Consider the following 14,017-nt stretch of genomic DNA (forward strand, 5'->3'; position numbering starts at 1 on the left):
GCGGATGCGAATGGGGGACCCCCGTGTCCGAAGAATCGGGCAGTGAACGTCTGATCGCGGGCCGCTACCGTCTCCTGTCCCCCCTCGGCGAGGGCGGCATGGGAACCGTGTGGCGCGCCCGGGACGAGGTGTTGCACCGCGAGGTCGCCGTCAAGGAGGTGCGTGCGCCCGCCGGTCTGCCGGCCTCGGACGTGGAGCGGATGTACGCCCGGCTGGAGCGCGAGGCGTGGGCGGCCGCGCGGGTCGCCAACCGCAATGTCGTCACGGTGTACGACGTGGCGACGCAGGACGGCCGGCCGTGGATCGTGATGGAGCTGGTCCGCGGTATCTCCCTTGCCGAACTCCTGGACGCCGAGGGCCCGTTGGATGCGCGGCGGGCCGCGCACATCGGTGCCGAGGTGCTCGCCGCGCTGCGGGCGGCGCACGAGGCCGGGGTGCTGCACCGGGATGTGAAGCCCGCCAATGTGCTGCTGTCGAACGACGACCGGGTGGTGCTCACCGACTTCGGTATCGCACAGGTCGAGGGCAGTTCGGCACTGACGATGACCGGGGAGGTGATCGGCTCGCCGGAGTTCCTGGCGCCGGAGCGGGCGCTGGGCCGCACGCCCGGCCCGGAGTCCGACCTGTGGTCGCTCGGCGTGCTGCTGTACGCGGCGGTCGAGGGCAACTCCCCGTTCCGCCAGGACACCCCGCTCAGCACCCTGCGCGCGATCGTCGACGAGGAGCTGCCGTCGCCGCACCGGGCCGGTCCGCTGACCCCCGTCATCGAGGGGCTGCTGCGCAAGGACCCGGCCGAGCGGCTGCCGGCCGACCGGGCCGAGCAGGACCTGCGGATCATCGCAGCTGGGGGTACCCCCTCTGGGGGAGGCACGCCCCCCGCGTACGGCGCGCAGGCGTCGCCGTACGCACCGACGGTCGCGGCGTTCCCACAGCGTCAGTCGCCGACGCCTCCGATGCCGTACCCGGCCGGATACACGCAGCCCGCGCCGGGCCCCGCGACGACGGCGACGGCCGCACCGCCACCGGAGCGCAACCGCCGGGCCGGCCTCGTCCTGCTCGTCGGGGTGGTCGTCCTCGCCCTGGCCATCGGGGGGCTGACGTACGCGCTGCTGAACCGCGACCACGGCGGCGGGAACAACAATGCCGACACCCCCCGTTCGGACACCGCGACTCCGTCGACCGCCACGCACAGCAACCCGGGCGGAGGTACGAGCCCGACGCCCAGTCCGAGCAGCAGCGCCTCCAAGGAGGCCCCCCAGACGGTGAGCGTCACCCTGTCCGGCTCCCACACCGACTACTCCGGCACCTGTCCGCCCGCCCGGAGCGACGCGCCCGAGTTCACGGCGACCTTCACGGTCGGGAAGCTGCCGGCGGAGGTCAGTTACCGCTGGCTGTCGAAGGACGGGCAGATCATGGATCCGGGATGGAAGACCCTGTCCTTCCCCGAGGGCGGCGGAAAGACCAAGCAGGACAAGGCGTTCGTGACGACGTACAACAACACCGGGACCTTCCGGAACTCGATCAGCGTCGAGGTGCGCTCACCGAAGCAGGCGACGTCCGACTCGGTTCCGTTCTCGGTGACCTGCGTGTCGGAGACCCCGACGGGCGGGGCCTCCTCCAGTACTTCGCCGTCACCCTCCGGGTGATCAGGCCGCGCTGGTCAGGACGGGCAGATAGCCGCCCGACTGGCCGGCCGCGGTGGGGTGGTACGACTCGCCGATGTTGAACCACTCGACGCTGTGCAGCCATGAACTGCCGGAGCAGATCTCATGGCCGGTGAAGGTGGTGCGGACGTCGCCGAAGGTGAAGCCGTGGTCGGCGGCGACCTTGGCGGTGGCGGTGTCCAGGTAGTCGGCCGCGTCGTTGATGGCCTTGCGCTTGGTCTCGGAGAGGCCGAGGCAGGTGGTGCCGAGCTTGTAGAAGCGGGGGTAGCCGAGGACGACGACATGGGCGTTCGGGGCCTTGGCGGTGATCGCCGAGTACACGTTGTTCAGCTGTCCGGGGAGCGTCGAGTCGACGTACGCCTTCGCGGTGTTGATCCGGGAGAGGCAGGCGCTGTCGGACTGGAGCACACACGTCGTCATGACGTCGGAGAAGCCGGCGTCGTTGCCGCCGATGGTGATGGAGACCAGGCCGGTGGAGGCGCTGAGCGGGCTCAGCTGACCTGACAGAACATCACCCGTACGGGCGCCCGAGCAGGCGGTGAAGTCGAAGGTCGAGGGTGATTGGGCGGCGGCCCAGAGGTAGGGGTAGGCCTTGGTGCTGCGCTTGCAGTCGCCGCTGGCGCTGATGTAACTGCCGGTGCCGACCCCGGAGGAGTAGGAGTCGCCGAGGGCCACATAACCGGTGGCTGCGGCCTGCCCGGACGCCTGCGCCGTCGTGGCCCCGGTGAGGGCCGTGCCGACGGCGAGGAGGATCGAGCTCACGAAAACGGCAATTCGGGAACGTCTCATGGAACCTCCCTTTAGCAGGATCTCTGCCGTAACCGTCGTACCAATGACACGTGTCGATGGGAAGTGTTCATGTCAAGGCTTTTCCGTCCCTGACAGGTCATCACCATCGCTTCACGGCCTCTTTGATTACGTGCCCATGACAGATTTGTTGACGACCCCTCAACCCCCTTGTTCCACACCGACGGATGACCCATTCTTTACTTCGGCTTGGGACGGGAACGCGACGTTCCGGGCCGTGCGTGCGACCTCGCGCGCACCCCCACAGTCGTGCGCCCGACCCAGGCGCGCGCCGCCTGGAGGAGGACTCCCTCGTAATGGCACAACTGCGTAGCAGGAAGCTCCGGTTCGCCGCCGTCACCGGCCTGGCGACCGCCGCCCTGGTCGGCGGACTCACCACCCTCCCCGCCCAGGCCGCCCCGGCCGAGGGCAGGGTCCTGGCCGCCGGCTCCCCCACCGCGGTCAAGGACAGCTACATCGTCACGCTGAAGAAGAGCGCCGGCCTCAAGGCGGCCTCCAGCGCGGGCAAGGGCCTGATCAAGGAGTACGGAGGCACGGTCGGGAAGACCTTCGACACCGTGCTCAACGGCTACACCGCCACCCTCTCGGCGACCGAGGCGAAGAGACTCGCGGCCGACCCGTCGGTGGCCTCCGTCGAGCAGAACCAGCGCGTCCGGCTGACCGACACCACGCAGTCCAGCGCCCCTTGGGGCCTGGACCGCATCGACCAGACCGCGCTCCCGCTCTCCGGCACCTACACATACCCGGACAGCGCGGGCAGCGGCGTGACCGTGTACGTCATCGACACCGGCGTCCGCATCACCCACACCCAGATCAGCGGCCGGGCCTCCTACGGCTACGACGCGGTCGACGGCGACACCACCGCCTCCGACGGCAACGGCCACGGCACCCATGTGGCCACGACGATCGCCGGGTCGACCTACGGCGTCGCCAAGAAGGCGAAGATCGTGGCCGTGCGGGTGCTCGACAACAGCGGTTCCGGCACCACCGCGGGCGTCATCGACGGCATCGAGTGGGTCACCGAGAACCACACCACGCCGGCCGTCGCCAACATGTCGCTGGGCGGCTCCGCGTCCTCCTCACTGGACACGGCGGTCGCCAACTCCATATCCAGCGGCGTGACGTACGCGGTCGCGGCGGGCAACAGCTCCGCCAACGCCTCCTCGTACTCCCCGGCCCGGGTCGCCACCGCGATCACGGTCGGCGCGACCACCAGCTCGGACGCCAGGGCCAGTTACTCCAACTACGGCTCGGTCCTGGACATTTTCGCGCCCGGCTCCTCCATCACGGCGGGCTGGAACACCAGCGACACCGCGACCAACACCATCTCCGGTACGTCGATGGCCACCCCGCATGTCGCGGGCGCCGCGGCTGTCTACCTCGCGGGACACACCTCGGCCACCCCGGCCCAGGTCGCCACGGCCCTGGTGAACGGCGCCACCTCCGGCGTGGTCACCAGCGCGGGCTCCGGCTCGCCGAACAAGCTCCTGAAGGTCGTGCCGTAGCACCGGCTCGGCCTGAATCACGGTTCCCCGGAGGCGGTCGGCGCCTCCGGGGAACGCATGTTCAAAGGTGGATGAGAACGAGTGCGGGAGGGTTCCGTCTCTTGACGCCCCCTCGGGCGCTGCGCGACATTGAAGCCCGGCATCCGGCGCGCTGGGGGGCAAAGTCGCCAATGCAGACCATCCGTATCAAGAGACTCGTCAAAAGACCTCCGACGGACGGCAGATCGCCGGCAGACGGCGCCGAGCGGACGCGACCAGGACCGGGGAGGGACCTGTCGCCACTGCTCGCGGGCGCCGCGACGGCCGTGGGGGGATTCGGCGCGCTGTTGGCGCTGGCCGACTCGGGCTCGCCCCTGCGCGGGCCGCTCACCCTGTTTTTTCTGCTCGCCGCGCCCGCCACGGCCATCGGGGCCGCGCTGCGCGGACTGGAGCCCTTCGGCCGCACACTCGCCGCCGTCGCGGGCGCAATCGTTCTCAACATGCTGGTGGCACAGGGCATGTTGGCCGTTCACCGGTGGTCGGTGCGTGGCGGAATCATCGCAATGACCGTGATCAGTTTCCTACTTCTTCTAAGTTGTGTAACGGTCAAACCAACAAAAAGGTGAGGCCTCGTTCCAGGTCTTGCCATACAGGTTCAATCGTCAATACCGTTGTATATCTCACCCGCATCGGTCCATCATCGAGCGGCCCAGGGGAGGGCTCAGGACCGCGATGGTTCCCGGCGTGGGGCGCGGTAGGGGGGTGCCGTGCTCGGTGACCGCACTTGTGACCGGGTCGTGCCGCGCGACCGGCTGCCGTGGAACGGCAGCCGGGCAGCTTTGCCAGCTCGCCGTCGGCGTGCACGGAGATCCATTTCGTCATTGCCACAGGCGTGAAACCCCCCTTTCGAACCGGACACATAACCGGGCCGCCCAGGGGCGGGCGGTCCACCGGACGAGAGGGACCAGACTCATGAGTTCTGTTCTGCGGCCGGCGGCCACGGACCAAGGTCCGTCACTTGCCGGCCAATACCGGCCGATCTCCTCTCACCTGGCCATCGCGCCGCCGGTGAGTGTGGTGATTCCCGCCATGAACGAGGCGGAGAATCTCCCGTACGTGTTCAAGACACTTCCGGACTGGATACACGAAGTCGTTCTGGTGGACGGCAATTCCACGGACGACACCGTCGAAGTGGCCCGTGACCTGTGGCCGAACGTCAAGGTCGTCGAGCAGCAGGGCAAGGGCAAGGGGGATGCCCTGATCACGGGGTTCGAGGCGTGCACCGGCGACATCATCGTGATGGTCGACGCGGACGGCTCGGCCGACGGCAACGAGATCGTGTCGTACGTGTCCGCCCTGGTCTCCGGCGCGGACTTCGCCAAGGGGTCCCGCTTCGCCAACGGCGGCGGCACCGACGACATGACGTTCATCCGCAAGCTCGGCAACTGGGCGCTGTGCACCATCGTCAACCGCAAGTTCGGCGCCCGCTACACCGATCTGTGCTACGGCTACAACGCGTTCTGGCGGCACTGCCTGGACAAGATCTCCCTGGACTGCACGGGCTTCGAGATCGAGACCCTGATCAACATCAGAGTGGTCAAGGCGGGGCTGAAGGTGCAGGAGATCCCGAGCTACGAGTACCTCCGCATCCATGGCGCGAGCAATCTGCGGGCGGTGCGGGACGGGTTCCGGGTGCTCAAGGTGATCCTCAAGGAGCGGTCGAACCGGCGCGAGCTGCGCAGCCAGGAACACCACTCGCCGATGCTCGACTCGGTGCGGGGAGAGGTGTCTTGAGCGATCTCGACATCTCCGTCGTGATCTGCGTCTACACCGAGGACCGCTGGGAGGACATCCTCGCGGCGGTCTCCTCGGTGCGCGCGCAGTCCCGCCCCGCACTGGAGACCCTGCTGGTCGTCGACCACAATCCGGCTCTGCTGGACCGGCTGGGCAAGGAGTACAAGGAGGCCGAGGACGTCACGGTGCTCGCCAACGCGGGGCCTCGCGGTCTGTCCGCCGGGCGCAACACGGGTATCGCGGCGGCGCGCGGCGAGGTGATCGCGTTCCTCGACGACGACGCCGTGGCCGAGCGGGAGTGGCTGCGCCGTTTCGCCGAGGGGTACGCGGATCCGCGGGTGATGGCCGTCGGCGGCCGCACGATGCCGATCTGGGCCTCGGGCCGCCGTCCTGCGTGGTTCCCGGAGGAGTTCGACTGGGTGGTGGGCTGTACGTACAAGGGGCTGCCGCCGGGCCTGGTCCGGGTGCGCAACGTCCTGGGCGGCAACGCCTCGTTCCGTCGTACGGCGTTCGACGCCGCGGGCGGCTTCGCGACCGGTATCGGACGGGACGGCGACAAGCGCCCGCTGGGCTGCGAGGAGACGGAGCTGTGCATCCGGCTCACCCGCGCCAGACCGGACGCGGTCCTGCTGATCGACGACCGTGCGGTGATCCATCACCGGGTGCCAGAGGCGCGCGAGCACTTCGGGTACTTCCGCACGCGCGCATACGCCGAGGGCCTCTCCAAGGCGCTGGTGGCGCGAAGTGTGGGAGCGGACAAGGGACTTGAGTCCGAGCGCCGGTACACCACACGGGTGCTGCCGGCCGGTGTGGTGCGGGGGCTGCGGGACGCGGTGCTGGCCCGGCCGGGCGGTGCGGGGCGGGCGGGTGCGATCGTCGCCGGGGCGCTGACGGCGGCGGGTGGGTACGTCGTGGGGAGCGTCCGGGCCCGCAAGGGCGGTGCCACGTTCTCCGTGGTCGGGATCGAGGGGGGATCTCAATGAGCGAAGCGCCCGTACCGGTTCTCATGTACCACTCGGTCGCGACCGCGCCGAACGACGCCACGCGCGCGCTGTCGGTCGCGCCCGAGGCGTTCGCCGAGCAGATGGCGATGATCGGCGACCTGGGCCTCACCCCGGTCAACACGGCCGATCTGGCGGCGAGTTGGCGGTCGGTCCGCTCGCTGCCGCCGCGTCCGGTGCTGATCACCTTCGACGACGGCTACGAGGGCGTGCACCGGCACGCCCTGCCGGTCCTCGCCAAGCACGGCTTCGCGTCCACGCTGTTCGTCTCCACCGGCTGGATCAAGGGCGCGCACGACACCGGGGGCGGACTCGACACGATGCTGGACTGGGAGCAGGTGCGCGAACTTGCCGCCGCGGACGTCGAGATCGGCGGGCACAGCCACACCCACCCACAGCTCGACCAGCTCGACGACGAGTCGCTGCGGCACGAGCTGATCCACTGCAAGGAGATCGTCGCCGACGAGCTGGGCAGCGTCCCGGCCTCCTTCGCCTACCCCTACGGCTACTCCAGCCGCCGGGTGCGCGAGGCGGTCCGCGAGACGGGGTACGCCCAGGCGCTCGCCGTCGGCAACGGCCTCGCGCGCCGCCGGCAGGGGCCGTACGCCCTGCAGCGTGTGACCGTGCGCCGCAGCACGGGCATCGAGGAGTTCGAGCGGCTGGTCGAGGGCCGTTCGATCGCCCGCACCTTCGCCGGGGACCGTGCCCTCACCAAGGGGTACGCCCTGGTCCGCAGAGCACGACAGGTCCGCCGGAAGGCCATCCGTTCCCGTGTCTGACACGACCACAACGACCGAGGCGAAGCAGCCCGCGACCGAGGCGCCCGAGCAGTCGGGGCGCCGTCTTCGGCTGCCCGGGCTGGGCGGGTCCAAGGGCGGCAGCCCGCTGTTCCGCAACGCCTACGCCCTGATGCTCAACACCGGCATCTCCGCGGTGCTGGGCCTGGGCTACTGGCTGATCGCCGCCCGCTACTACTCCGAGTCCGCGGTGGGCCAGGGTTCGGCCGCGATCGCCGCGATGAAACTGCTGGCCGGGCTGACGGCGGTGACGCTGACGGGCGCCCTGGCCCGCTTCATCCCGGTCGCCGGGCGCGCCACCGGACGACTCGTCTTCCGTACGTACGCGGCGAGTTGTGTCGTCGTGTCGTTCGCGGCGGGGATCTTCCTGCTGACCCTCAGCACCTGGGGGCCGTCGTACCACTTCCTGCACGGGCCGATCAAGGGCCTCGGCTTCATCATGGCCGTGGCCTCCTGGAACCTGCTGACGCTGCAGGACGGGGTGCTGACCGGGCTGCGGAGTGCGCCGTGGGTGCCGGTCGGCAACACGGTGTTCTCGGCGGTGAAGCTGGCGCTGCTGGTCGCCCTCGCCGTCAGCATGCCCACGACCGGTGTGTTCGTCTCCTGGGTGCTGGCAATCGCCACCTCCGTGGTGCCGCTCGGCCTGCTGGTGTTCCGAAAGCTGGTCCCCCGGCACATCGAGGCGACGGCGGACCACGCGAAGCCGCCGAGCCTGAAGGAGATCGGCAGGTTCCTCGCCGGCGACTACACCGGCTCGCTGTTCTCGCTCGCCGTGGTCTACCTCGTCCCGGTCATCATCGCCTCGCAGGTCAGCTCCGAGGACAACGCGTACTTCTACATCACCACGACGATCGGCGGCACGGTCAATCTGCTCGCCATCAACATGGGCGCCTCACTGACCGTCGAGGGCTCGCACGACCCGGGCCGGCTGTCCGCCAACACCCGGGCGGCGCTCAAGCGGATGGCGCGGATCATGCTGCCGATCTGCGGGCTGCTGTTCATCGGCGCACCGTGGATCCTCGGCGTCTTCGGTCAGGGCTACGCGCACGCGGCGACGCCGCTGCTGCGCTGGTTCGCGGTCGGCGCACTGCTCAGGGTCGTCATGGAGACGTACTTCGCGGTGCTGCGCGCGCAGAGCCGCACCGCAGGACTGGCCTGGCTGCAGGGTCTGTTGTGCGTCCTGGTGCTCGGTCTGACGCTGCTGCTGCTCCCCCGCATGGGGCTGACCGGTGCGGGCGTCGCCGAGATCTCCTCGCTCGCGGTGATCGTCACCATCGCGGCCCCCAGGCTGTACCGGACCGTCCGGGCCGCGCCGGCCGATGCCGTCCCCGAGGATGCGGCGCCCGACGGGGACCTCGCCGACCTGGGGGCGAACGAGGTCCCGGCCGTCGAGAAGCCCCGCAGGAGGGGTCCCGCCTGGGCGCTGGACACGGACACCCTCGCTCTCGGCATCCACGTCGACTTCGACCACCTGGAACGCCGTCCCGACGTCCGCCCGGGCCCGGGCACCCCGCCCACCGGCACGCCCGTGGTACGCGTCGACCACCGGCCGGCCTGGGCGAAGAACCCGGAGGTCGGGCTGCCCGTCGAAGAGCGCGAACCGGGTTCCGAGGCCTCCCTGGGACCGGCCGAGACGGAGGTGGACGCGCCCTTCGAGACCGAGTTCGAGCCCGGCTTCGCCGCGGGCTTCAACAAGGGCTTCGACGCGGGCGAGAAGGTCGTACGAGAGGCGGAGGCGTCGCTCGTGCCGGAGGAGGCGCCCCTACGAGGGTCCGAAGCGCCGCCGCGCTCTTGGCGGGAGCGGCTGCAGCCCAGCCGCCTCGGAGTCGTCCTCGGCTGTCTGCTGGTGGCCGCGCTGCTGCTGTACTGGGTGCCCGCGCTGCGTCTGGGTGAGGCCGACCTGGACCGGATGGGCGGGCTCGGCCTGATCTCGGTGCTGCCGCTGCCGACGCTGGTCGGGGCGGCGCTGCTGGTCGCGGTGTTCGCCTCGCTGCTGTGGCTGGGCCGTGAGCACAAGGCGCTGCTGCTGGTCACGCTGGTGGCGACCGTGCTGTCGCTGCATGCGCTGCCCGCGGTGATCGAGACCGAGCCGCGCTTCCCGACGGCCTGGCAGCACCTCGGGTTCCTCGACTACATCGACCGCACCGGGTCCGCCGTACCGGACCTGGACGCGCGGTGGAGCTGGCCGGGCTTCTTCGCGGTGGCCGCGTTCGTCACGAAGGCCTGCGGAGTCACCGACCTCACCGACCTCATCCGCTGGTGGCCGCTGACCATCCAGCTCCTCTACCTGGCCCCGATGTTCCTGCTGGTGCGCTCCCTGCGGGCGAGCTGGCGCGCCAAGTGGACCGGCATCTGGATCTTCGTGCTCAGCAGCTGGGTGGGCCAGGACTACTTCTCCCCGCAGGGTTTCACCTACCTCCTCTACCTCGCGTTCGTCGCCATCCTGCTGGTGTGGTTCCGTGAGCCGCGGGTGATCTGGACGAAGAAGCGGCCGGGCGAGGCGGAGGTCGAGCCGGTGGACCGGCGCCAGAAGGCCGTCCTGCTCGGGGTGCTGATCGGCCTGTTCATGGCGAGCGTCCCGGCGCACCAGCTCACCCCGTTCGTGATGCTGGGCGTGCTCGCGGTGCTCGTCCTGGTCGGCCGCTCCGAACTGCGCGGTCTGCCCGTGCTGTTCGCCGTGGTGGTGGCGGTGTGGATCGGCTTCATGGCCGAGCCGTACTGGTCCGGCCACTTCAACGAGCTGTTCGGCGGGGTCGGCGGCGTCGGCAGCAATGTCTCCACCTCGGTCTCCGGCCGCATCCAGGGCGGCGACTCGACCCACAAGCTCGTCCTGTACGCACGCGTGCTGCTGGCCGGCGGTGTGATGGCGTTCGCCTGCTGGGGCTGGTGGCGGCGGCGCGACCACAAGTACCGGGAGCGCTCACTGCTGGTGCTGACGTTCGTGCCGTTCCTGGGCTTCGGCATGCAGTCCTACGGCGGCGAGATGGCCCTGCGCGTCTTCATGTTCGCGGTGCCGGGCGCGGCCCTCCTGGGCGGCCTCGCCCTGTTCCCGCGTACCGGCGTCACCGCCGAGGAACGCGACAAGGACCGCGTGAGTCTCGCCCCGCTGGCCGCGCTGATGGCGGGCCTGGTCCTCATGGGCGGCTTCCTGGTGGCCCGTTGGGGCAACGAGCCCTTCGAGCGGGTCCGGCCCGGCGAGGTCGCCGCCATGGACTACGTGTACGCCCACGACAAGCCGACCGTCCGTCTGCTGTGGCTGAGCAACGACACGGTCAACGACGTGACGCCGGCGATGCCGTGGGGCGCGAAGGACATGGAGCGGGTCAACTACGTGCCCACGCTGGCGCCCGCCGACCCGGTGCTGGTGTCGGGCCTGGTCAAGGCGCTCAAGGACGCGGGCCCGAACTCGTATCTGATGGTCAACGCGGGCCAGACGACCTATCTCCAGATGGACGTGGGCTACTCGGACACCTGGGAGCCCCGGCTCATCCAGAACCTGGACCAGCGGCCCGAGCTGAAGAAGGTGTACGTCAACGACGACGCCACCGTCTACGCCCTCAGGACGCAGCCCGAGGGCAAGGTGCCGAAGCCGAATCCCGGTCCGATCGGACCGATGATCACCTGGACGCCGTGGTCGGTCGTCGGCGCCCTGGCCGCCCTTGCGCTGATCGTGCTGCTGACGGCGCGCGAGGTGGTGCGGGTCGCGGTGCGGCCGGGTGTGCGGCAGTTGCGGTGGCTGCAGAGCAGCTTCTGGTTCTCGCTGCCGCTGCTGGCGGTGCTGCTGGCCTCGCTGGTGCAGCGGTTCCTGACGATGAAGTGAGCGTGCGGTGGCTCAGCGCGTGAGCCACCGCACCTCGTACGCCTGCATCTCGAACCGCTTCCCGTCGACCTTCGCGCTGATCGACCGGTCGAGGGTGTTGACGACCAGGGCGGTCCTGTCTGTGGCGAGGACGCGGACATTGGGCACGTCGTCCGCGGCGACGGAGACGGCCGTGTACTTCGTGTCGGGCGGGAATGCCTGGTGGAAGCGGGAGACCAGGTCGAACATGGGCAACTTCCTGCCGCCGTCCGCGCTGTCGGTCGGCGTCCACAGGCAGCCCGCGCAGTCGCTGCCCTTCTCGTCCTGCGGGTTCCAGTAGAAGCCGGAGGAGGCGCCGCCCCTGACCATGGCGATCATTCCGGCGGCCTGGACGGCGACGCGGCGGGTCTCGGACCAGCCCTTGCGGTCGTCGTTGCCGTCGGCGGGCTCGACGTAGTACTCGGACCACCACAGCGGGAGGTTGCCGGTCTGCTGCCGTACCCACTTGCCGACGGCGGTGAACTTGTCGGTGGCCGCGAACTCGTTGGGCAGCATCTCGTCGTCGTTGGTGTAGCTGGAGCCGTCCACGACGACGAAGTCGGCGCCCGCCTTGTTCTTGTTCCAGTAGTCGAAGGCGTCGAGGACCCGCTGGTCCATCGCACCCCACGGCCCCTTGAAGGTCTTCGAGGCCTCGTTCGCGCGCGGGTCGACGCTGTCCATGACCAGGTAGGGCCCACCGATCATGATGTTCTTGTCGACCTTCTTCAGGGCCTGGTAGACGAGGTTGTAGAGCCTGGTGTAACCCTCGTAGTCCCAGCGGCCCTTGGCGTCGTTCCAGAAGCCCTTGAACTCGTTCCAGACGATGAAGTGGCGTACGTCCGGATAGCGCTTGGCCACGGTCGCGGCGAGCGCGGCGAAGTCCGCGTAGTGCTCGGGCTGCGGGGCGGTCTCCAGCGCAGACTGGCTCCAGTTGGTGTTGTCGACACCGGCCTTGCCGCCCTTCATCCAGTCCGGGGAGCAGCACAGGGTGACCACCGGGGTGCCGCCGGACTTGCGGATGAAGTCGATACGGCGGTCCATCGCGTCGAAGTCGTAACGCCCCTTCACCGGCTCGGGGTTGTCCGCACCCCAGCCCATGACCGCCTGGTCCTGCGGCATCCCCCCGGCGTCCGAGATCAGCCCCTCGACCCGCTCGGTGGCGGCGGAGCTGCCCTCGTCGGCGCTGTGCTGGGTGTGCGTGAAGCCCCAGCCGACCTCGGGTCTGTCCTGGTCGGGCGGGGTCACCGGGGTGCCGTGCACCGTGTCGCCGTTGCGCGAGGTGCCCGCGGTGCTGCCGCCGCCCCCCGGAAGCGTGTTGATCAGGGTCACGATCAGAGCCAGTGCGGCCACGCCCACGCCGAGCAGCGCGGTGAGCCGCCACCGTCGTGCCCCCGAATTCCACTCATGACGTCCCATCGAGGGCAACAGTAACCGTCGGAATGCCAGGTATGGCAGAGGTTGTAGCAAACAGACACCCGGGACAGAGCGGGGGAAATCCAGTGCGCGGAGCGCCCATGTGCCGGATCATGGGCGCCATGTCTGCGAACCCATACGACGCTCTGCCGATCCGGCTCAACGTCGACGACAGCGACTCGCCGTCCGACGTCGTCGACGCGCTGTTCCTCGGCCGCTTCGCGACGGGCGAGCAGCCGTACTCGCATGCGGCGAACATCGACCGCGTCCGCTCCGGGGCGACGCTCCTGCCGCCGGGCGCCCGGGTGCTGCGCATGGCTCGTGACGACGACCGCAGCGCGACGCTGGCGGAGGGCGACGGCTGGACGCTGCTGATCTCGCGCTGGAACCGCGGCGCCGACGTCACGGTCACGGCGACCAGCGCCGAGCTGGCGCAGAAGGTCCTCGACCAGGCCACGGAGGGCGCGGCGGACGAGCCCGAACCCCAGCCGGAGAACGTGACGATGGGCTTCTGGTACGTCTCCCCCAGGCGCGGCCCGCACCGCACCACCCGGCAGATCTCCGCGGGCATGTGGGACGAGGTGCGGGAGAACTACACGGCACCGGTGGCGGACGCGATGGACCGCCTGATGAAGACGACACCGGAGGACATCGCGGGCCGCCTGCTCCTGCTGCACGGGCCGCCGGGCACCGGCAAGACCTCCGCCCTGCGCACGCTGGCCCGTTCCTGGCGGGACTGGTGCCAGGTGGACTGCGTGCTCGACCCCGAGCGCCTGTTCTCCGACGTCGGCTATCTGATGGACATCGCGATCGGCGAGGAGGACGGGACGGGCAAGGGCCGCTGGCGGCTGCTGCTCCTGGAGGACTGCGACGAGCTGATCCGCGGCGAGGCCAAGCACACGGCGGGCCAGGCCCTGTCGCGACTGCTCAACCTGACCGACGGCCTGCTCGGCCAGGGCCGCAACGTACTGGTGGGCGTGACGACCAACGAGGACCTGGAGCGCCTGCACCCGGCCGTGGTCCGCCCCGGCCGCTGTCTGGCCCGTATCGAGGTGGGGCAGCTGACCCGCGCGGAGGCGGTGAACTGGCTGGGGACGGAGGAGGGCGTGGGCCGCGAGGGCGCGACGCTGGCGGAGCTGTACGCACTGCGCCGCGGCACCTCGCCGACAGCGCTGCCGGAACCGCGGGACGGGTCGGACGCCGGGCTGTATCTGTAGAC

General features: G+C 69.9%; 10 protein-coding genes. 8 read left to right on the plus strand and 2 right to left on the minus strand.

What is annotated here, in order from left to right; translation table 11 throughout:
* Window positions 1-23: 23 nt before the first annotated feature.
* Window positions 24-1,646: a serine/threonine-protein kinase gene (locus tag AB0N07_RS19625; RefSeq protein WP_365836592.1), complete on the plus strand. Its 1,623-nt coding sequence runs from the start codon at window positions 24-26 to the stop codon at window positions 1,644-1,646.
* Here the strand turns inward: AB0N07_RS19625 and AB0N07_RS19630 are convergent, their stop codons facing one another.
* Entirely contained in the window at window positions 1,647-2,453 is an 807-nt protein-coding gene (locus tag AB0N07_RS19630; protein ID WP_365836594.1) for an SGNH/GDSL hydrolase family protein, read from the minus strand.
* A 314-nt stretch (window positions 2,454-2,767) separates the two neighbouring features.
* Here AB0N07_RS19630 and AB0N07_RS19635 point away from each other — a divergent pair, with 314 nt between their 5' ends.
* The 6 genes from AB0N07_RS19635 to AB0N07_RS19660 all read left to right on the plus strand — a co-directional run bounded on the left by AB0N07_RS19635 (window position 2,768) and on the right by AB0N07_RS19660 (window position 11,367).
* Window positions 2,768-3,976, plus strand: coding sequence for a S8 family peptidase (locus AB0N07_RS19635; RefSeq protein ID WP_365836596.1), 1,209 nt, complete (start codon window positions 2,768-2,770; stop codon window positions 3,974-3,976).
* Window positions 3,977-4,302: 326 nt separating this feature from the next.
* The gene (locus AB0N07_RS19640; protein ID WP_365836598.1) at window positions 4,303-4,581 is read left to right on the plus strand and encodes a hypothetical protein; all 279 of its coding nucleotides are present in this window, start codon (window positions 4,303-4,305) and stop codon (window positions 4,579-4,581) included.
* A gap of 346 nt (window positions 4,582-4,927) precedes the next feature.
* Window positions 4,928-5,749, plus strand: a complete 822-nt coding sequence (locus AB0N07_RS19645; RefSeq protein WP_365836600.1) for a glycosyltransferase family 2 protein — start codon at window positions 4,928-4,930, stop codon at window positions 5,747-5,749.
* Complete coding sequence (locus tag AB0N07_RS19650) at window positions 5,746-6,732, plus strand: glycosyltransferase family 2 protein (RefSeq protein WP_365836602.1); 987 nt, start codon at window positions 5,746-5,748, stop codon at window positions 6,730-6,732. Before AB0N07_RS19645 ends, AB0N07_RS19650 begins: the two co-directional genes overlap by 4 nt.
* A complete protein-coding gene (locus AB0N07_RS19655; protein WP_365836604.1) occupies window positions 6,729-7,529 on the plus strand; it encodes a polysaccharide deacetylase family protein in 801 nt (266 codons plus the stop codon). The genes AB0N07_RS19650 and AB0N07_RS19655 overlap by 4 nt, the downstream gene beginning before the upstream one ends.
* On the plus strand, window positions 7,522-11,367 hold the full coding sequence (locus AB0N07_RS19660) for a lipopolysaccharide biosynthesis protein (RefSeq protein WP_365836606.1): 3,846 nt from the start codon (window positions 7,522-7,524) through the stop codon (window positions 11,365-11,367). Before AB0N07_RS19655 ends, AB0N07_RS19660 begins: the two co-directional genes overlap by 8 nt.
* Before the next feature lie 12 nt (window positions 11,368-11,379).
* On the opposite strand, the gene AB0N07_RS19665 is transcribed toward AB0N07_RS19660, so the two are convergent.
* Entirely contained in the window at window positions 11,380-12,801 is a 1,422-nt protein-coding gene (locus AB0N07_RS19665; RefSeq protein ID WP_365836608.1) for a xylan 1,4-beta-xylosidase, read from the minus strand.
* A 119-nt stretch (window positions 12,802-12,920) separates the two neighbouring features.
* On the opposite strand from AB0N07_RS19665, the gene AB0N07_RS19670 reads away from it, so the two are divergent.
* Complete coding sequence (locus AB0N07_RS19670; protein ID WP_365836610.1) at window positions 12,921-14,015, plus strand: DUF5925 domain-containing protein; 1,095 nt, start codon at window positions 12,921-12,923, stop codon at window positions 14,013-14,015.
* Window positions 14,016-14,017 lie beyond the last annotated feature (2 nt).

It is taken from the genome of Streptomyces sp. NPDC051172 (genome assembly GCF_040682555.1).
Classification (GTDB): Bacteria; Actinomycetota; Actinomycetes; order Streptomycetales; family Streptomycetaceae; genus Streptomyces.